Here is a 17,670-nt window from a genome sequence, read left to right on the forward strand (position 1 = left end):
GGGATCAGCACATGCAGAGAACTGTCAGGGGCATGCCAGTGTTGGTGATCACGGCCCTTTCCGCCGGCCTCCTCACCGCCACCACCCCCACCGCCCACGCAGCCTCGGGCGCCTCCCTCCCCTTCACCTCGGTCGAGGCCGAGTCCGCGACGAGCACCGGCACGAAGATCGGCCCCGACTACACACAGGGCACCCTCGCCTCCGAGGCGTCCGGGCGGCAGGCGGTACGACTGACCTCCGGCCAGCGCGTCGAGTTCACCGTGCCGCGCGCGGCCAACGCCGTGAACCTCGCCTACAGCGTCCCCGACGGTCAGTCCGGCTCGCTCGACGTGTACGTCAACGGCACCAAGCTCGCCAGGACCCTGCCCGTCACCTCCAAGTACTCGTACATCGACACGAGTTGGATCCCCGGCGCCAAGCAGCACCATTTCTTCGACAACGCCCGCCTGTTGCTCGGCCAGAACGTCCAGGCGGGCGACAAGGTCGCCTTCCAGGCCACGGGCACCCAGGTCACCGTGGACGTCGCCGACTTCGAGCAGGTCGCCGCCGCTGCCACCCAGCCCGCCGGGTCCGTCTCCGTCACCTCCAAGGGCGCCGACCCCAGCGGCAACGGCGACTCCACGCAGGCCTTCCGGGACGCCATCTCCGCCGCGCAAGGGGGAGTGGTGTGGATCCCGCCCGGCGACTACAAGCTGACGTCCGCGCTGAGCGGGGTGCAGAACGTCACCCTGCAAGGGGCCGGAAGCTGGCACACCGTCGTGCACACCTCCCGCTTCATCGACCAGGCCGGCTCGTCCGGCGGCGTCCACATCAAGGACTTCGCGGTCATCGGCGAGGTCACCGAACGCGTCGACTCCAACCCGGACAACTTTGTCAACGGCGCGCTGGGACCCGGCAGTTCGGTCTCCGGGATGTGGCTCCAGCACCTCAAGGTCGGCCTCTGGCTGATGGGCAACAACGACAACCTCGTCGTCGAGAACAACCGCTTCCTCGACACCACCGCCGACGGTCTCAACCTCAACGGCAACGCCCGTGGCGTCCGCGTCCGGAACAACTTCCTGCGCAACCAGGGCGACGACGCGCTCGCCATGTGGTCGCTGTACGCGCCGGACACCAACAGCAGCTTCGAGAACAACACCATCAGCCAGCCGAACCTGGCCAACGGCATCGCGATCTACGGCGGCACCGACATCGCCGTGAAGAACAACCTGGTCTCCGACACCAACGCCCTCGGCAGCGGCATCGCGATCTCCAACCAGAAGTTCCTCGACCCCTTCTCACCCCTCGCGGGCACGATCACGGTCGACGGCAACACCCTCGTCCGCACCGGCGCGATGAACCCCAACTGGAACCACCCGATGGGCGCCCTGCGCGTCGACTCCTACGACAGCGCCGTCAACGCCACCGTCAACATCACCAACACCACCATCACCGACAGCCCGTACAGCGCCTTCGAGTTCGTCTCCGGAGGCGGACAGGGACACCCGGTCCGCAACGTCACCGTCGACGGCGCGACCGTCCGCAACACCGGCACGGTCGTCGTCCAGGCGGAGGCCCAGGGTGCCGCCACCTTCCGCAACGTCACGGCGACCTCGGTAGGCTCGGCCGGCGTCTACAACTGCCCCTACCCGGCGAGCTCCGGCACCTTCGCGCTCACCGACGGCGGCGGCAACTCCGGCTGGAGCAGTACCTGGTCCGACTGCTCGACCTGGCCGCAGCCCGGGCAGGGCAACCCGGCCCCGGACCCGACCCGCAACCTCGCCAAGGGCCGCCCGGCCACCGCGACCGGCTCCCAGGACGTCTACACACCCGGCAAGGCGGTCGACGGCGACGCGAACAGCTACTGGGAGTCCACCAACAACGCCTTCCCGCAGTCCTGGACCGTCGACCTCGGATCGGCGGAGGCGGTCCGGCGCCTCGTGCTGAAGCTGCCGCCGTCCGCGGCCTGGGGCGCGCGTACGCAGACCATCACCGTGCTGGGCAGCACCGACGGCTCCGCCTATGCCACGGTCGTCGGCGCGACCGGCTACCGCTTCGACCCGGCCACCGGCAACACCGCCACGGTCACCCTGCCGAGCGGCACGAACCTGCGCTATCTGCGCCTGTCGGTGAGCGCCAACACCGGCTGGCCCGCAGGCCAGTTCAGTGAAGTGGAGGCCTATCTGTCTTAGCGAGGGAGGACGTCCCGCGCTTCGCCGACTGGATCTGCTCGTACACATGGGTCCGCAGCTCGGCGAAGCGCGGGGCCACCCGGGTGTGCAACTGGTCGCGCTCGTCCGGCAGATCGACCTTGAGCTGCTCCTGCACGACGGTCGGGGAGGCGGAGAGCACGATCACCCGCTGGCCCAGATACACGGCCTCGTCGATGTCATGGGTGACGAACAGGATCGTGATCCCGCGCTCCCGCCACAGCCCTCGTACGAGATCCTCCAGATCGGCCCTGGTCTGGGCGTCCACGGCCGCGAACGGCTCGTCCATCAGCAGCACCTGGGGCTCGTACGCCAGCGCCCGGGCGATCGCGACCCGCTGCTGCATGCCGCCCGAGAGCTGCCAGGGATAGGCCCCGGCGGCATCCGCGAGGCCGACCGACGCCAGCGCGTCGGAGACCAGCTCCCGGCGCCGCGCCTTGCTCAACCCCTTCTGCTTCAGCGGGAGTTCGACGTTCTCGCCGACCCGCATCCACGGGAAGAGGCTGCGACCGTACTCCTGGAAGACGAACGCCATCCCCGGCGGCGGGCCGTTCACCTTCTCCCCGGCGAGGCGGACTTCGCCGGCGGTCGGGGTGAGCAGTCCGCCCATGCACTTCAGCAGCGTCGTCTTGCCGCAGCCCGACGGGCCGACGAGACAGACGAGTTCGCCCGCCTCGACGGTGAAGGTGAGGTCGCGGACCGCCTCCACCCGGCGCCCTGACCCCTCGTAGACCTTCTGCAGGCCGGATACGACCAGTGCGTGCATGGACCGCCCTTTCATGAGGGTCACGGGGACCGCCGGGCCGAGGCCCGCAGACCGTGGTACCAGCCGAGCACCCGCCGCTCGACCACCTGGAAGACCACGGAGAGGAGGAAGCCGAGCAGACCGAGGACCAGGATGCCGGTCCACATGTCGGGGATCGCGAAACTCCGCTGGAACTGCACGACGGTGAAGCCGATGCCGTTGCTGGCGGCGAACATCTCGCTGATGACCATCAGGATGATGCCGATCGACAGCGCCTGGCGGAGCCCCGCGAAGATCTGCGGGCTCGCCGAGCGCAGCACCACGTCCTTGAGCCGGGCGACGCCGGAGATGCCGTACGACCGCGCCGTCTCCGCCATCACCGGGTCCACCGCCCGTACGCCCTCCACGGTGTTGAGGAGGACCGGCCAGACGCAGCCGCTGGCGATCACGGCGATCTTCATGGTGTCGCCGATGCCGGCGAACAGCATGATGACCGGCACCAGCACGGGAGGAGGCACCGCCCGCAGGAACTCCAGCACCGGCTCGCAGAACGCCCGCACCCTCCGGTACGAGCCGATGACCGTGCCGATCGCGACCCCCACGACCGCGGCGCAGGCGTAACCGGCCGTCAGGCGCAGCAGACTGGGCAGGACGTCGTCCTTGAGGCGGTCGGCCGTCCAGACGTCCGGGAAGGTCTTGAGGATGGTCCGCAGCGGCGGCCAGAACACGTTGGTGCTGCCGTCCGAGGCCAACCACCAGACGCCGACCAGGAGTACGGGCAGCGCGAGCACGAAGAAGACCCGCAGCAGGACGCGCCTCACACCGCCACCTCCCCGCGCACCGACTGGTGCCAGGCCAGCGCCCGCCGCTCCACCGTGCGGGCACCCACGTTGATGAGCAGGCCCAGCAGGCCGGTGACCACGACGAGAGCGTACATCTCGGGTACCGCCTGGGAGTTCTGCGCGACCGCGATCCGCTGCCCCAACCCCGGTGCGCCGATGACGAGTTCGGCGGTCACGGCGAGGATCAGCGCGACGGCCGCCGCGAGCCGTACGCCGGTCATGACGTACGGCAGCGCGGTCGGCCACAGCACATGGCGGACCCGGGCCCAGGTGCCGAGCCCGTACGACCGTGCCGTCTCCTCGGCGACCGGGTCGACGTCCTGGACGCCGTACAGGACCTGGATCAGCACCTGCCAGAAGGAGGCGTACACGACGAGGAGGAGCACCGACCTCAGTTCGGTGCCGTACAGCAGGACGGCCAGCGGGATCAGCGCGACCGACGGGATGGGGCGCAGGAACTCGATGGTGGAGGCGGTGGCGTCCCTCAGGTACGGGACCACCGAGATGACGACGCCCGCCACGATGCCGGCGGTCGAGGCGATCAGCAGGCCCAGTCCCCAGCCGGTGAGGGTGTCGCCGAGGGCCGTCCAGAAGGTGCCGTCGGAGAGTTCGTCGGCCAGCGCGTCGGCGATCCGGCTGGCGGGCGGGAAGTAGGCCTCCTTGACCAGCCCGAGCCGCGGCACCACCTCACCCAGCGCGAGGAAGACCGCGAGCCCGGCCGCACCGAGTGCGAGGTTCTGTCCCTTCACGGCAGCAGCTTGTCGAGGTCGGGGGACGTCTTGAAGAGGCCGTCGTCCTGGCCGAGCTTCTCCAGCGCGTCCAGCGAGGCGCGGTCCGGTTCGGCGGGCCAGGCGGGCAGGGTGACCTTCGCCAGCACGGCCGCCGGGATCTTCGTGTACGTCGTCACGATCGCGCGGGCCTCGTCCGGGTGGGCGTCGGCGTACGCGAGCGACTCGGCCGCGGCCGCCTTGAACTTCTTGACGACGTCCGGGTGTTGGGATGCGTACGACGTGGAGGTGAAGTACATCGCCACGGTCAGGTTCGGGGCGACGTCGACCAGCGGCGAGGCGATCTCCCGGCCGCCCTGGCTCTTCACCGTGGCCAGCGCCGGTTCGACGACCATCGCCGCGTCGATCTGCCCGCCGTCGAGCGCGGCCGGCATCTGGTCGAAGGCGAGCTCGACGAACCTGACCTTGTCCGGGTCGCCGCCCGCCTTGCGCACCGACTCGCGCACCGCGGTCTCGTTGATGTTCTTCAGGGTGTTGATCGCGACCTTCTTGCCCTCCAACTGGTCGGCCGACTTGAGCGGGCTGTCACCCTTGACGACGAGTGCGCCGAAGTCCTTGCCCTGCACGCCCGTTGACGCGATGCCGTTGGTGACGACCTTCACCGGCACGTTGTTGGACTGGGCGACCATCAGCGACGTCGAGTTGGAGAAGCCGAACGAGAACTGACCGCTGGCCACGCCGGGCACGATCGCCGCGCCGCCCTGCGCGAGAGTCATCTCCAGTTCCAGGCCCTGCTTCTTGAAGAAGCCCTTCTTCTGGCCCAGATACAGCGGGGCGACATCGACGATCGGTATGACCCCGACCTTCACTTCGGTGGTCCCGCCGGATGACGAACTGTCCGAGGATCCGGATCCGTCGGACGAGCCACAGGCCGTCACGGTGACGAGGAATGCTCCAGCCGCGGCGGCGGCGAGCAGGCGACGCATGGCTCCTCCTGTGCAGACTTCGTTGTTCCGACAGGTTGTGCGCGTGGCGCACAGTGGTGCACTGCGCGAAAGTAGAGTCTTGCGCCGCCTTGGTCAATGCCTTCGGCTGACAATATTGTTGACACTTGCGCCGGACGGACCCCTACAGGTCGAGGACGAGCCGCCGTCCCCGGCACCGGGACACACAGATCATCATCGTCTCCCCGGCCTCCTGCTCCTCGTCCGTGAGCACCGAGTCCCGGTGGTCCGGGGTGCCGTCGAGGACGTCGGTCTCGCACGTCCCGCAGGTGCCCTCGGTGCAGGAGTACAGCACCTCCACACCGGCGGCGCGCACGGCGTCGAGCACCGAGACGTCCGCCGGGACGGTCACGGTCCGGCCGCTCCGGGCCAGCTCGACCTCGAACTCCGTGTCCTCGCCGGTCTCCTGCTCCTTCGGCGTGAACCGCTCCAGGTGCAGCAGCCCGGCCGGGCAGCGTGCCTGCACGGCGTCCAGGAGCGGCCCGGGTCCGCAGCAGTAGACGAGCGTGTCCTCGGGAACGCCGTCGAGCACTGAGGCGAGGTCGAGGAGACCGGATTCGTCCTGGGGAGCGACGGTGACGCGATCGCCGTAGCGGCTCAACTCCTCGGTGAACGCCATGGATTGACGCGTCCGGCCGCCGTAGAGCAGCGACCATTCCGCCCCGGCGGCCTCCGCCGCCGCCAGCATCGGCAGGATCGGGGTGATGCCGATGCCGCCCGCGATGAAGCGGTAGCGGGGGGCGGGCCTGAGGGCGAAGTGGTTGCGCGGCCCGCGCACCCGCACCTTGTCGCCCTGCCCCAACTGCTCGTGCACATGGGCCGATCCGCCGCGCCCGGCCGGCTCGCGCAGCACGGCGATCCGCCAGCTGGTGCCGTCGGACGGGTCACCGCACAGGGAGTACTGGCGCTCCAGGCCAGGACCGAGAAGGACGTCGACATGGGCGCCGGGCTCCCAGGCCGGGAGCGGTTCGCCGAGCGGGTGGCGCAGAGTGAGGGCGAGCACTCCGTCGGCGGCGAACTCCCTTCGCTCGACGACGAGTTCGGTCTCGTGCACGTCAGTCATCTGTCGCCACCTCGTGCCCCTGCGGGTGGGCCAGCATCCACTCCCACATCTCGATCGGGTCCTGCGCGGTGTGCTCGCGGCCGCAGTGACAGGTGCCGTGCAGGACGTCCGTGCCCGGCAGCCAGTCGATGCGGTAGATCTCGCCGGTCGGGGTGTTGCTCACAGGACCTTCTCCACGGGCTTGTCGCCCTCCTCGACCAGCCGGGCGAGGATACGGCGGGCGGCGAGGCCGCCGGTGTCGATGTTGATGCTGAGCTCCTGGTACCCCGTACGCTCCGAACCGAGCGTCCTCTGCAGCAGGTTGAGGGCGTCGACGTCCTGCATGACGACGGTGTGGTTGTTGCCCCGCAGGAACTCGGTGACCTCGGCGTCGTCCGTCGCCCAGTCCCGCGAGACCGCCCAGAAGTCGTACACCTTGCCGTCCTCGGACGGGGTGATGGCGTAGGTGATCTCGGTGTGGAAGCCGCCCGGGTCGCTGCCGTCCGCCTCGGGTACCACGCCGACCGGTGCGACGCGGCTGTGCAGCAGATAGAGGCAGGGCGCGTGGTACTCGATGTCCTGCCAGCGCGTGATCCGCCCCGATATCCCGGTGGACTTGGCGTAGAACGGCGGGCAGTCGGCGTCGTCCATGTGCCGGCTGACCCGGACGATTCCCGCGCCCTCGTCGACCTCCGTCGTGATCGGCGTCTCGGCGACCTCCGGGGTGCCGATGTACCCGCCGTGCAGATACGTCTCGTGGGAGAGGTCGAGGAGGTTGTCGACGAGGAGGCCGTAGTCGGCGTCGATGGGCTCCATGCCGCGCACGGTGACCCAGCCGGGGGAGTCGAGGTGCCGGGCCCGCGGGATGGTGCCGGCGTCGGCGAGCGCCGGGTCGCCGATCCACACCCAGATCAGCGAGTCCTGCTCGACGATCGGGTACGAGGCGACGCGGGCCGTACGCGGAACACGCTTCTGACCCGGCACGTACACACACGTGCCGCTGGTGTCGTACGTGAACCCGTGGTACCCGCACACGAGTCGGTCGCCGTCGAGCCGGCTGGGCTTCTCGTGCAGCGGGTAGCGGCGGTGCACGCACCGGTCGGCGAGCGCGACGGGCGTCCCGTCCTCCTCGGTGCGGTAGAAGACGAGCGGTTCACCGAGGATCGTGCGGCCCAGCAGTTCCTCGCGCCCCACCTCATGGCTGTAGGCGGCGACGTACCACTGGTTGCGGGCGAAGGCGGTGGTGTGCGGCATCGTTGCGGCTCCCGTCGGTCGGTGACGGTGTCATCGTCGGGAAGGGCGTCGCGGGGGCGCAATACGGCTTCCGTCTCACGGAAGGAGCGGTGGAGAAGGCCTGTTGAGGGGGAGGGATCCGCCCAGCCCGATGTCTCAGGCCGTCGCCGGCGCGAGGGTCGGCAGGTACGGAGTGATGGCGCGTCGGGCGCGCTCGACGTACTCCTCCTTCTCGCCGACCGGCGCGACGTAGTGCAGCGCGCTCTCCGCGGCGTCCTGGCCCTCGAGGCGGGCGATGATCCAGGCGGCGAGGTAGGGCGAGGCGAGGCAGCCGCCGGCCGTGGCGATGTTGGCCTGGGCGTAGAAGGGCTGGTCGAGCACCTCGACCCCGGCGGCGACGACCCACGGCTTGGTGGTGAGGTCGGTGCAGGCCGGGATCGAGCGGAGCAGGCCGAGCCTGGCCAGCACGAGCGCGCCGGAGCACTGGGCCGCGATGAGCTGGCGGGCGGGGTCCAGGCCGCGCAGCACGCTCATGATCGCCTCGTCCTCGACGACCTCACGGGTGGCGATGCCGCTGCCGACGATGACGGCGTCGGCGGCGCACGCCTCCTCCAGCGTCGACATCTGCTCGATGGTCACGCCGTTCATCGACGTCACCCTGGGGCTCGGGGTGGCGAGGGTGACGCGCCATCCGTCGGACTTCACGCGGTTGAGCACGCCGAGGGCGATCAGGGAGTCGAGCTCGTTGTAGCCCTCGAAGGTGAGGATGGCGATGTGCACGGCAGCTGTCCTTCCGGAGGAGTGGGTCCCGGCTGCTCACGACCGTAGGGACCCGTGAACAGGACAGTCAAAGAATTGTCATGGATACACTTCGCCCCATGGCAGCCCCGCGCTACAAGACCCTGGTCGACGCGCTCGCGTCCGACATCCGCTCCGGACGGCTCGCCGCGGGCACCCGGCTGCCCACCCACCGCGGGCTCGCCGCGCGGGAGGGCATCGCCGTGGTGACGGCGACCCGCGTGTACGCCGAGCTGGAGGCGATGGGCCTGGTCAGCCGGGAACAGGGCCGCGGCACCTTCGTACGGGACATCGCGGTGCCCGCCGGACACGGCATCGATCTGCAGGTCGTCGCCACCGACGCGGTCGACCTCAACTTCAACTACCCCTCGCTGCCCGGCCAGGCCGACCTCCTGCGGCAGGCACTGCGCGGACTCGCCGGCTCCGGCGACCTCGACTCGCTGCTCAGCTACCAGCCCCATCGCGGACGCCCCCAGGACCGGGCCTCCATCGCCCGGCACGTGCGACGCCGAGGCCTCGACCCGGACCCGGACCACATCCTCGTCGTCAACGGCGCCCAGCACGGCCTGGCCGTCACCGTCATGGCCACGCTCGGCGCCGGTGACGTCGTCGCGGTCGACGCCCTCACCTACCCGGGCTTCAAGGTGCTCGCGGAAGCCTTCCGGCTGGACCTGGAGCCCATCCCCGTCACCCCCGACGGGCCGGACCTCGACACCCTCGCCCAGGTGTGCGCGCGCCGCCCGGTCCGCGCGATCTACACCATGCCGACGCTGCACAACCCCCTCGGCCGGGTCATGCCGGCCGACGAGCGCACCCGCCTGATCGAGATCGCCCGGCAGCACGGCTCGCTCCTCATCGAGGACGCCTCCTACGCCTACCTGGCCGAGGACCCGCCCCCGCCGCTGGCCGCCACCGCGCCGGACATCACCGTCCACGTCACGGGACTGTCCAAGAACATCGCCACCGGCCTCCGCGTCGGCTTCGTCGTCGCCCCCGCGCACCGGGTGCTGTCCCTCGAACGCGCCGTCCGGGCCACCATCTGGAACACCCCGGCCCTCACCACCGCCATCGCCTGCGGCTGGCTCGACGACGGCACGGTCGACCACCTGGAGGCGCGGAAGCGGGAGGACGCCAAGGCCCGCCAGGCGATCGCCCGACAGGAACTGGCGGGCCTGCCCCTCGTCGGCCACCCGTCCTCGTACTTCGTGTGGCTGCCGTTGCCCGACGACGCCCGCGCAGACCGGCTGACCGCCACCCTGGCCCGCCGGCACATCTCGGTGAGCACCGCGGAGCCCTTCACCACCACGACCCACACACCCCAGGCGCTCCGCCTCGCCCTGGGTTCGACCGACCTGGACCGTCTCCGCACGACACTGCGCACCGTGCGACAAGTCGCCGTCGAGGACGCCTACAGCTGATCCCCGTCCCGGCCGGCCGGCGTCCCCTGTTCGGCGGCCAGCGTGGCGCGGCCCGAGGCGGCGAGCAGGGCGACCAGGGCCAGCACCGCCAGCAGGACGAGCACCAGCAGCAGGATCGTCAGCGCGGTCGGACGGTTCCATAGGGCGAAGACCAGCGCCACGATCAACAGGGCGGCCAGCGTGATCCACCGCCGGTGGTCCTGCGTCCAGGTCCCGGCCCGCCCGGTGCGCACCTGGTGGCCGTACGCCCAGGTCGCCGCGGAGTCCGCGGTGCGCTCCGACGTCCTGCGCACGGCCATGGGGAGCCGCCCGGGGCCGATGAGATAGGCGCCGAGCGCGATGACGACGCCGAGCACGATCCCGGTCCGCAGGCTGACCCGCAGGAAGTGCAGCAGGGTGTCGAAGACCGCGGCCGCGGCGGCATGGGACTGGATCTGGGGCGGGAGGTGGTCCAGGTAGTAGTGGCGGGCGACGACCAGGGCGATGGCCACGACCAGGCAGGCGAAGGCCGCGCCGAGGGCGGTGCGCGCGAGGGCGCGGCGCCGCCGGTGGGCCAGCAGCACCCCGGCCGCGCCGAGGGCCACGACGAGCACGGGGAACCAGTCGCCCATCACATCCAGCAGATGGGCGCCCTTGCGGATCTTCCCGAGCTGGTCGGAGTGGAAGAGCACCATCTGCTTGTCGACCTCGGGGATCTTCGAGGCCGGGGACAGCCCCGCGTCCACCAGTTCCTGTTTGACCCGGTCGACGGCCGTGCCGACGTCGAGCGTCACCGTGCCGCCGCTGACCCCGACGGCACCGCGGCCCTCGCCGGTGAGCGCGTGCACGACGGTGTTGTGGGCGGCCCGGTTGGCGTTCGTCCACACCTTCTCGAAGCGGTCGCTCTCGACGAACCGGGTGGCGATCTTGGTCACCGTGTTGTCGACGGCGGAGTCCAGCTGCGGGCCGAGGTTGCGTACGGCCGCGGCGGCACGGGGCGGCAGACCCTGCGAGGTCAGCCAGCTCGCGATGTCCGCGGCGGCCTGGTCACCGTCCACGCGTACGTCGGCGGCCGCGCTGATGCGGCGGACGGCCGCGTCCTGGACGGCCGGGTCGGTGGCCAGGGGCTTGACCGTGGCGACGTAGCGGTCGGTGTCGAGCGCGATGTCGTGCACCCACACCGTCAGCAGGGCGACGGGCACGAGGAGGCAGGTCAGCACGATGAGGACGGCCGAGCCCGTGCTCCGCGCGATCCGCCCAGGCCGGGAGCCGCGCCGGGCGGCGCCGTCCGCGGGGGTGGTGTCCTGCGGGGCGGGCGCGGAGCCGCTGGGCTCGGGCGGGCCACTCATGAGGTCTCCAACGCTCGGGGTGCGTGCTTGCTCCATTTCCGCCGACCGCGGGCGTGGCGGCACGCCGTGCGAAGCCATTCGGGCGACGGAGGCCAGGGCCACGGCGTTCGTCACGGGAGGCGGCGGCCTGTCCGGAGCACCTCGCGTACCGGCGACTTTCACATCAGTGTCACCGGACCCTTCCCTGACGTTTGGTGCTCTTGGAACACTCGCTGCGCGCACCTTCCGTCACGTTCCGGCCATCCGCACCCCAGGATGAGAGGCAGAACTCACCCATGCCCGAAGTCAATCGGCGCAGATTCCTCCAAGTCGCGGGCGCCACCACGGCGTTCACCGCGCTGTCCAGCAGCATCCAGCGCGCGGCCGCGCTCCCGGCGAACCACCGCACGGGATCGATCGAGGACGTCGAGCACATCGTCGTCCTGATGCAGGAGAACCGCTCCTTCGACCACTACTTCGGCAAGCTGCGCGGTGTCCGCGGCTTCGGGGACCCGCGGCCCGTCAAGCAGGCGAACGGCCAGTCGGTCTGGCACCAGAAGGACAGCGCGGGCAAGGAGATCCTGCCGTTCCGCCCCGACCACGACGACCTGGGCCTGGCGTTCGTCCAGGACCTCCCGCACGGCTGGAACGACGGCCACGCGGCCTTCGCGGGCGGCAAGTACGACAAGTGGGTGCCGTCCAAGGGCTCCACGACGATGGCGTACCTGGAACGCAAGGACATCCCGTTCCACTACGCGCTCGCCGACTCCTTCACCGTCTGCGACGCCTACCACTGCTCGTTCATCGGCTCGACCGACCCCAACCGCTACTACATGTGGACGGGTTACACCGGCAACGACGGCAAGGGCGGCGGGCCCGTCCTCGGCAACGACGAGGTCGGCTACGGCTGGACGACGTACCCCGAACGCCTGGAGCAGGCGGGCGTCTCCTGGAAGATCTACCAGGACGTCGGCGACGGCCTCGACGCGGCCGGTTCCTGGGGCTGGATCAACGACGCCTACCGCGGCAACTACGGCGACAACTCCCTGCTGTACTTCAACCAGTACCGCAACGCCCAGCCCGGCGACCCGCTCTACGACAAGGCCCGCACCGGCACCGACTACACCAAGGGCGAGGGCTACTTCGACCAGCTGCGCGCCGACGTCAAGGCCGGCAAGCTCCCGAAGATCTCCTGGGTCGTCGCCCCCGAGGCCTTCACCGAGCACCCCAACTGGCCCGCCAACTACGGCGCCTGGTACATCGCCCAGGTCCTCGACGCGCTGACCTCGGTACCGGAGGTGTGGGCGAAGACCGCGCTGTTCATCACGTACGACGAGAACGACGGCTTCTTCGACCACGTCGTCCCGGCCTTCCCACCGGCCTCCGCCGCGCAGGGCAAGTCGACCGTCGACCCGGCCCTCGACCTCTTCAAGGGCGACAGCGGCCATGTCGCCGGCCCCTACGGGCTCGGCCAGCGGGTGCCGATGCTCGTCGTCTCGCCCTGGAGCAAGGGCGGTTACGTCTGCTCCGAGACCCTCGACCACACCTCGATCATCCGGTTCATGGAGCGCCGCTTCGGGGTGCACGAGCCGAACATCTCGCCCTGGCGCCGGACCGTCTGCGGCGACCTGACCGCGGCCTTCGACTTCTCCCGCACGGACACCAAGCCGGTCGCCCTCCCGGACACCGCCGGCTACGCGCCGCCGGACCGGCTGCGCCACCCCGACTACGTGCCGACCCCGCCGGCCCACCCGGTGCTGCCGAAGCAGGAACGCGGCGTGCGCCCGGCCCGCCCGCTGAAGTACGCCCCGCGCGTGGACGGTTCCGTCGACGCGGCGGCCGGCAAGTTCACGCTGACCTTCGCCTCCGGCGCCAAGGCGGGCGCGGGCTTCCTGGTCACGTCCGGCAACCGCACCGACGGGCCCTGGACCTACACCACCGAGGCCGGCAAGTCCGTCGCCGACACCTGGAACTCGGCGTACTCGAACGGGTCGTACGACCTGACCGTGCACGGCCCCAACGGGTTCGTGCGCTCCTTCAAGGGCGTCAACAAGACGGCCGGTCCCGAGGTCACCGCGCGGCACTGCGGTGACGACGTCGAGCTGGTCTTCACCAACCAGGGGACCGCGAGCGTCCGCCTGAAGATCGTCAACGGGTACGGCGGTGCCGCCACGTCCGTGACCGTGCGGCCCGGCGCCACCGTCAAGCGCACGGTCGGCCTCGCCGCGAGCCGGCGCTGGTACGACCTGACCGTCACCTCCGACGCCGACCCCGCGTTCCTGCGCGGCTTCGCCGGGCACGTCGAGAACGGGCTCCCGGGCGTGAGCGACCCGGCGATCATCGCCGAGTAGCCGGATCAGCCGGATCAGAGGGACGTGAGATGCCCCGGTTGCTTCGGCTGCCGGGGCAGCAGCCCCTGCTCGGTCGCCGCCCTCGCGGACTCCAGAGCCAGTACGGCGGCCACGGGGTGGTCGCTGACGGCGGCGACGGTGGCCACCGGGTCGGCGGCAACCCCGTTGGCGGTCGCGGGCCCGCCGGAGGCGACGACCTTGCTGGGCGCGGACGCTGGCTGCGGCGTGACCCGGGTCAGCAGCACCACACCCCAGGCCGCCACGCCCGCTCCGGCCAGCGCCAGCAGGACGCCCGCGGCGCCGCCCTGGAGGCGTTCACCGAGCAGGGAGAGGCCGATCACCGCGGCGGCCACCGGGTTCGCCAGGGTCACCACCGCGAGCGGGGCCCCGAGGCCGCCCCGATAGGCGACCTGCGACAGCAGCAGACCGCCCGCCGCGAACGCCGCGACCAGCAGGGCCACGCCGATGACCTGCACGCTCAGCAGCGACTCCGAGCGGTCGGTCGCCGCCACCGTCACCGTCTGGGTGAGCGCCGAGGCGACCCCGGAGGCGAAGCCGGAGCCGGTCGCGTGCCGCAGTCCGGGACGGGCGCCCCTGCGGGCCAGCAGACCGATCAGCGCGGCCGTCACACCGGCGACGGCGAGCGCCTCGGGCGTGCTCAGCACGGCATCGGGCGCCGACCCGGAGGCCGTGACCAGGATCGCGGCCAGCCCGAGCAGCGTGAGCGCCGTACCCCGCCACTCCGTCGCGCTGACCCGGCGCCCGGCGACGCGCGCGCCCATCGGTACCGCGGCCACCAGGGTGAGCGCGCCGAGCGGCTGGACCACGGTGAGCGGACCGTACTTGAGGGCCACCACGTGCAGCAGCGCCGCGGAGGCGTTCAGCAGGACCGACCCCCACCAGGCGCCCGAGGTGATCATCCGGGCCATCCCCGAGCCGGGATCCCGGGCGGCCAGCCGCTCCTGGGCGACCGCCGCGGCCGCGTAGGCGACGGCGGAGAACAGGGACAGGACGACGGCGAGGACGGTGGCGCTCATCGGCCCGCTCCGACCAGGACGTGCTGCTTCTCCTCGACGGGGGCCGGGTTCTCCTGGACCCGTCCGGCGGTCGTGGTGGTGCGGTGCGGCGGGTGGAGCACCGCGAGCGCGACGCCGAGCATGGCGGCGGCGACGATCGCGTCGAGCCAGTAGTGGTTGGCGGTGCCCACGATCACCGTCAGGGTCAGCAGCGGGTGCAGCAGCCACAGCCAGCGCCACCGCGACCTGGTCGCCACGATCAGGCCGATCGCCACCATCAGGGCCCAGCCGAAGTGCAGCGACGGCATCGCCGCGAACTGGTTCGAGAGGTGGTCGGTCTGCGGCGGGCCGTACACCGACGGCCCGTACACCTTCGCGGTGTCGACCAGGCCCGCCGCGGCGAGCATGCGCGGCGGGGCCAGCGGGAACGCGAGGTGCACCACCAGGGCGGCGGCGGTGACGGCGGCCAGGACGCGGCGGGCCCATACGTAGTGCCCGGGGCGGCGCATATAGAGCCAGATCAGGAAGGCCGCGGTGGCCGGGAAGTGGATCGTCGCGTAGTAGGTGTTCGCGATGTGCACGAGGGTGTCGCCGTGCAGCAGCAGGTTCTGCACCGAGCCCTCGCCGGGCAGATGGACGGCCCGTTCCAGGTCCCACACGCGGTGCGCGTTGTCGAAGGCCTCGCCGGTGTGCCCCGCCGCCAGCTGGCGGCCGAACTTGTAGACGAGGAAGAGCCCTGCGACGAGCAGGAGCTCACGGACGAGCGGAGGCCGGGCTATTGCCTCGGTCTCTCCTTCTGAAGGCTCGGTGCGGGCATTCATCCCCCGGCCCCTTCGCTGACGGTGGTGCGGGCTGAGCTGGTGACTCCTGGAGCGCCCGTAATTCATCGCGCTCCTCGGTTCCCACTCATCGATACGGGTGCGTACCGATACGCCAGTGTACCGATACGGTCGAGTACCGGTACACTCGAGTATCGATAGACATACGCCACACTGGGAAGCAGCCCTCAGCACTCTGGCCGCGGCCGCTCGAGCCGCACTCGAAAACGAGGAGAAGAGCCCATGACGTCGCAGGCCGCGGACGGACCGGAGACGGTCGCCGCCTCGCGCCGCTCCAAAATCTCGCGCGAGCGTGAGCAGGAGTTCTTCGACGCCGTGCTCGAACAGATCCGGGAGTGCGGCTACGAGGCCGTGACCATGGACGGCGTGGCCGCCAGCACGCGCTGCAGCAAGTCCACGCTCTACCGGCAGTGGAAGACCAAGCCCCAGTTCGTGGTGGCCGCGCTGCGCTCCCGGCGGGTGTCGAAGTTCGAGGGCATCGACACCGGGTCGCTCGCGGGCGATCTGCGCGAGGTCGCGCGCGCCGCGGGCCGGTGGTCGACGGGCGACACCAAGCTGCTCCAGGCGCTCGGGCACGCCGTCAACCAGGACGCGGAACTGGCGACGGCGCTGCGCGAGGCGCTCGTCCACCCGGAGATCGCCGCGCTGACCGAGATCCTCCAGCGCGGGGTCGAACGCGGCGAGATCAGCGCCGACCAGCCGGCGCTGGAGTACATCCCGTGTCAGTTGTTCGGGGTGATCCGGGTGCGGCCCGTGGTGGAGGGGGAGTACGCCGATCCCGACTATCTGGTCCGCTTCGTCGACGCGGTCGTGCTGCCCGCGCTGGGCCTGACATGAGGACGTAGGACCCGAAGACCCAGGCCGCCGTCCACGGGATGACTGGACGGTGACCTGCTCGCGCCGCACCGTGGGGACGGGGGCGGCGCGCACCCCCCGGCCGGGTGGGGTTCCTCTTGAGCGGAGAGGTGCCCCACCCGGCCGACTGTCGTCCGGCGGGCGTCTCAGACGTCCTGGCCGCTGCCGCCGCCCGTCGACACCTTGATCCCCTTGGTGATCTCGTCGATGACCGACTGCTTCTCGCCGACGTCGACGCCGAAGCGCACCACGACGATCTGCCGCGCGTTCGCGGGGGAGGGGAAGGCGAGCGACTCGACGTAGCCGTCGGCGCCCTTGCTGGTGACCGCCTTCCAGCGGACCAGGTAGCCCTTCTGCCCGGCGACGGTCACCGCCTTGGAGGCGAGCACGTCGTGGGAGGTGATCGAGCCGTAGGTCGTGCCGCCGTAGGACTCCTCGGCGTTGGCCTTGATGTCGGCCTTGGCGACCGCCTCGGCCGTCTTGTCCTGGTGGCCGAGGACGGAGGCGGGCGCGGAGTAGGCGCCGCCCTTCGTGCACGTCTTGGACGTCTCGCCGGGGCACTGGTAGGAGGCGTCGGACGTGACCGACGCGCCGACCTGGATCTCCTGGCCGTACCAGCCGTCCGGGATCGGGATGCTGATCCCGCTGATCGAGTCGGACACCGCACCGCTCTCGATCTTCGGCGCCTCCGAACCCTGCGGCGAGGGCGACACGCCTCCAGAGCCCCCGGAACCCCCGAAGCCCCCGGACCCGCCGTTGCCGCCCGGTCCGCCCTGACCGCCGCCCTGGCCACCGGGACCGCCGGGACCACCCCCGGTGCCGCCGTTGCCGCCCGGGCCCTGCTGGGAGTTGGCGGTGCCGCCGCCCCCGCCGTCGTCACTGGTCAGCGCCCACACGCCCACGCCGATGCTGGCGAGGACCGCGACGGCGACCGCGACGGCTATGCCCGTCCGCAACCCCCGCCGCCCGCCGGCCGGCGGCTGGGCCGGATACGCCGGGTACGCCGGATACGTCACCGCGTCGTGGACCTGTGCCGGGGGACCCCATGCGGCGGCCGACCCCGCGGGGCGGGTCTGGTCAGTCCATGCCTTGCCGTCCCACCAGCGCTCGGTGGCGGGACCGTCACTTGTCTGCCCGGGATCGGGATACCAACCGGGAGGAGTCACCTGCGTCATGCCCCCACCGTATGAGGCGTCGGTGAAAGTCGTATGAGAGGGCCGGTATGGATTTCCGGTCAGTTCAGGACAAGGTTCCTGACTGACAGTCAATAGACAAGCGGGCACAGGTCACAGGCCCGGCGCGT

General features: G+C 71.0%; 16 protein-coding genes. 4 read left to right on the forward strand and 12 right to left on the reverse strand.

Annotated features, from left to right (window positions below):
* Positions 1-32: 32 nt before the first annotated feature.
* Positions 33-2,171, forward strand: coding sequence for a discoidin domain-containing protein (locus CRP56_RS35205; protein ID WP_257041439.1), 2,139 nt, complete (start codon positions 33-35; stop codon positions 2,169-2,171).
* On the opposite strand, the gene CRP56_RS35210 is transcribed toward CRP56_RS35205, so the two are convergent.
* From CRP56_RS35210 to CRP56_RS35245, 8 genes are all read right to left on the reverse strand, one after another.
* Positions 2,143-2,955, reverse strand: a complete 813-nt coding sequence (locus CRP56_RS35210; protein WP_097270961.1) for an ABC transporter ATP-binding protein — start codon at positions 2,953-2,955, stop codon at positions 2,143-2,145. The genes CRP56_RS35205 and CRP56_RS35210 overlap by 29 nt on opposite strands.
* 20 nt (positions 2,956-2,975) lie before the next feature.
* A complete protein-coding gene (locus CRP56_RS35215; protein ID WP_097270964.1) occupies positions 2,976-3,755 on the reverse strand; it encodes an ABC transporter permease in 780 nt (259 codons plus the stop codon).
* A complete protein-coding gene (locus CRP56_RS35220) occupies positions 3,752-4,525 on the reverse strand; it encodes an ABC transporter permease (protein WP_097270967.1) in 774 nt (257 codons plus the stop codon). The genes CRP56_RS35215 and CRP56_RS35220 overlap by 4 nt, the downstream gene beginning before the upstream one ends.
* A complete protein-coding gene (locus CRP56_RS35225) occupies positions 4,522-5,490 on the reverse strand; it encodes an ABC transporter substrate-binding protein (RefSeq protein ID WP_097270968.1) in 969 nt (322 codons plus the stop codon). The genes CRP56_RS35220 and CRP56_RS35225 overlap by 4 nt, the downstream gene beginning before the upstream one ends.
* 142 nt (positions 5,491-5,632) lie before the next feature.
* Entirely contained in the window at positions 5,633-6,571 is a 939-nt protein-coding gene (locus tag CRP56_RS35230; RefSeq protein ID WP_097270970.1) for a PDR/VanB family oxidoreductase, read from the reverse strand.
* Positions 6,564-6,734, reverse strand: coding sequence for a hypothetical protein (locus CRP56_RS47780; protein WP_097270972.1), 171 nt, complete (start codon positions 6,732-6,734; stop codon positions 6,564-6,566). Before CRP56_RS47780 ends, CRP56_RS35230 begins: the two co-directional genes overlap by 8 nt.
* The gene (locus tag CRP56_RS35240; protein ID WP_097270974.1) at positions 6,731-7,804 is read right to left on the reverse strand and encodes an aromatic ring-hydroxylating dioxygenase subunit alpha; all 1,074 of its coding nucleotides are present in this window, start codon (positions 7,802-7,804) and stop codon (positions 6,731-6,733) included. Before CRP56_RS35240 ends, CRP56_RS47780 begins: the two co-directional genes overlap by 4 nt.
* A gap of 135 nt (positions 7,805-7,939) precedes the next feature.
* A complete protein-coding gene (locus CRP56_RS35245) occupies positions 7,940-8,563 on the reverse strand; it encodes a DJ-1/PfpI family protein (RefSeq protein WP_097270975.1) in 624 nt (207 codons plus the stop codon).
* A 98-nt stretch (positions 8,564-8,661) separates the two neighbouring features.
* Between CRP56_RS35245 and CRP56_RS35250 the strand changes: the two genes are divergently transcribed.
* Positions 8,662-9,999: an aminotransferase-like domain-containing protein gene (locus CRP56_RS35250; protein ID WP_097270977.1), complete on the forward strand. Its 1,338-nt coding sequence runs from the start codon at positions 8,662-8,664 to the stop codon at positions 9,997-9,999.
* On the opposite strand, the gene CRP56_RS35255 is transcribed toward CRP56_RS35250, so the two are convergent.
* On the reverse strand, positions 9,990-11,327 hold the full coding sequence (locus tag CRP56_RS35255) for a hypothetical protein (RefSeq protein WP_097270980.1): 1,338 nt from the start codon (positions 11,325-11,327) through the stop codon (positions 9,990-9,992). The two genes, CRP56_RS35250 and CRP56_RS35255, sit on opposite strands and share 10 nt — an antisense overlap.
* A 275-nt stretch (positions 11,328-11,602) precedes the next feature.
* On the opposite strand from CRP56_RS35255, the gene CRP56_RS35260 reads away from it, so the two are divergent.
* Positions 11,603-13,657: a phosphocholine-specific phospholipase C gene (locus CRP56_RS35260; RefSeq protein ID WP_097270982.1), complete on the forward strand. Its 2,055-nt coding sequence runs from the start codon at positions 11,603-11,605 to the stop codon at positions 13,655-13,657.
* 14 nt (positions 13,658-13,671) lie between these two features.
* On the opposite strand, the gene CRP56_RS35265 is transcribed toward CRP56_RS35260, so the two are convergent.
* The gene (locus CRP56_RS35265) at positions 13,672-14,694 is read right to left on the reverse strand and encodes a hypothetical protein (RefSeq protein ID WP_097270984.1); all 1,023 of its coding nucleotides are present in this window, start codon (positions 14,692-14,694) and stop codon (positions 13,672-13,674) included.
* Positions 14,691-15,494 carry a phosphatase PAP2 family protein gene (locus CRP56_RS35270; protein ID WP_097270986.1) on the reverse strand — a complete coding sequence of 268 codons (804 nt, stop codon included), beginning with the start codon at positions 15,492-15,494 and terminating at the stop codon, positions 14,691-14,693. The genes CRP56_RS35265 and CRP56_RS35270 overlap by 4 nt, the downstream gene beginning before the upstream one ends.
* A 240-nt stretch (positions 15,495-15,734) precedes the next feature.
* On the opposite strand from CRP56_RS35270, the gene CRP56_RS35275 reads away from it, so the two are divergent.
* Positions 15,735-16,349, forward strand: a complete 615-nt coding sequence (locus CRP56_RS35275) for a TetR/AcrR family transcriptional regulator (RefSeq protein ID WP_097270988.1) — start codon at positions 15,735-15,737, stop codon at positions 16,347-16,349.
* A gap of 164 nt (positions 16,350-16,513) precedes the next feature.
* Here CRP56_RS35275 and CRP56_RS35280 read toward each other — a convergent pair whose 3' ends face one another.
* A complete protein-coding gene (locus tag CRP56_RS35280) occupies positions 16,514-17,542 on the reverse strand; it encodes a DUF2510 domain-containing protein (RefSeq protein WP_097270990.1) in 1,029 nt (342 codons plus the stop codon).
* Positions 17,543-17,670: the final 128 nt, after the last annotated feature.

Origin of the sequence: Streptomyces sp. TLI_55, from assembly GCF_900206255.1 — a bacterium.
GTDB lineage: Bacteria > Actinomycetota > Actinomycetes > Streptomycetales > Streptomycetaceae > Streptomyces > Streptomyces aquilus.

Bases quoted from the DNA above. Each gene is read 5' to 3' on its own strand.
- CRP56_RS35205 (WP_257041439.1), top strand. From the start codon at position 33: ATGCCAGTGTTGGTGATCACGGCCCTTTCCGCCGGCCTCCTCACCGCC.
- CRP56_RS35210 (WP_097270961.1), bottom strand. From the start codon at position 2,955: ATGCACGCACTGGTCGTATCCGGCCTGCAGAAGGTCTACGAGGGGTCA.
- CRP56_RS35225 (WP_097270968.1), bottom strand. From the start codon at position 5,490: ATGCGTCGCCTGCTCGCCGCCGCCGCGGCTGGAGCATTCCTCGTCACC.
- CRP56_RS35230 (WP_097270970.1), bottom strand. From the start codon at position 6,571: ATGACTGACGTGCACGAGACCGAACTCGTCGTCGAGCGAAGGGAGTTC.
- CRP56_RS35240 (WP_097270974.1), bottom strand. From the start codon at position 7,804: ATGCCGCACACCACCGCCTTCGCCCGCAACCAGTGGTACGTCGCCGCC.
- CRP56_RS35250 (WP_097270977.1), top strand. From the start codon at position 8,662: ATGGCAGCCCCGCGCTACAAGACCCTGGTCGACGCGCTCGCGTCCGAC.
- CRP56_RS35255 (WP_097270980.1), bottom strand. From the start codon at position 11,327: ATGAGTGGCCCGCCCGAGCCCAGCGGCTCCGCGCCCGCCCCGCAGGAC.
- CRP56_RS35260 (WP_097270982.1), top strand. From the start codon at position 11,603: ATGCCCGAAGTCAATCGGCGCAGATTCCTCCAAGTCGCGGGCGCCACC.
- CRP56_RS35265 (WP_097270984.1), bottom strand. From the start codon at position 14,694: ATGAGCGCCACCGTCCTCGCCGTCGTCCTGTCCCTGTTCTCCGCCGTC.
- CRP56_RS35270 (WP_097270986.1), bottom strand. From the start codon at position 15,494: ATGAATGCCCGCACCGAGCCTTCAGAAGGAGAGACCGAGGCAATAGCC.
- CRP56_RS35275 (WP_097270988.1), top strand. From the start codon at position 15,735: ATGACGTCGCAGGCCGCGGACGGACCGGAGACGGTCGCCGCCTCGCGC.
- CRP56_RS35280 (WP_097270990.1), bottom strand. From the start codon at position 17,542: ATGACGCAGGTGACTCCTCCCGGTTGGTATCCCGATCCCGGGCAGACA.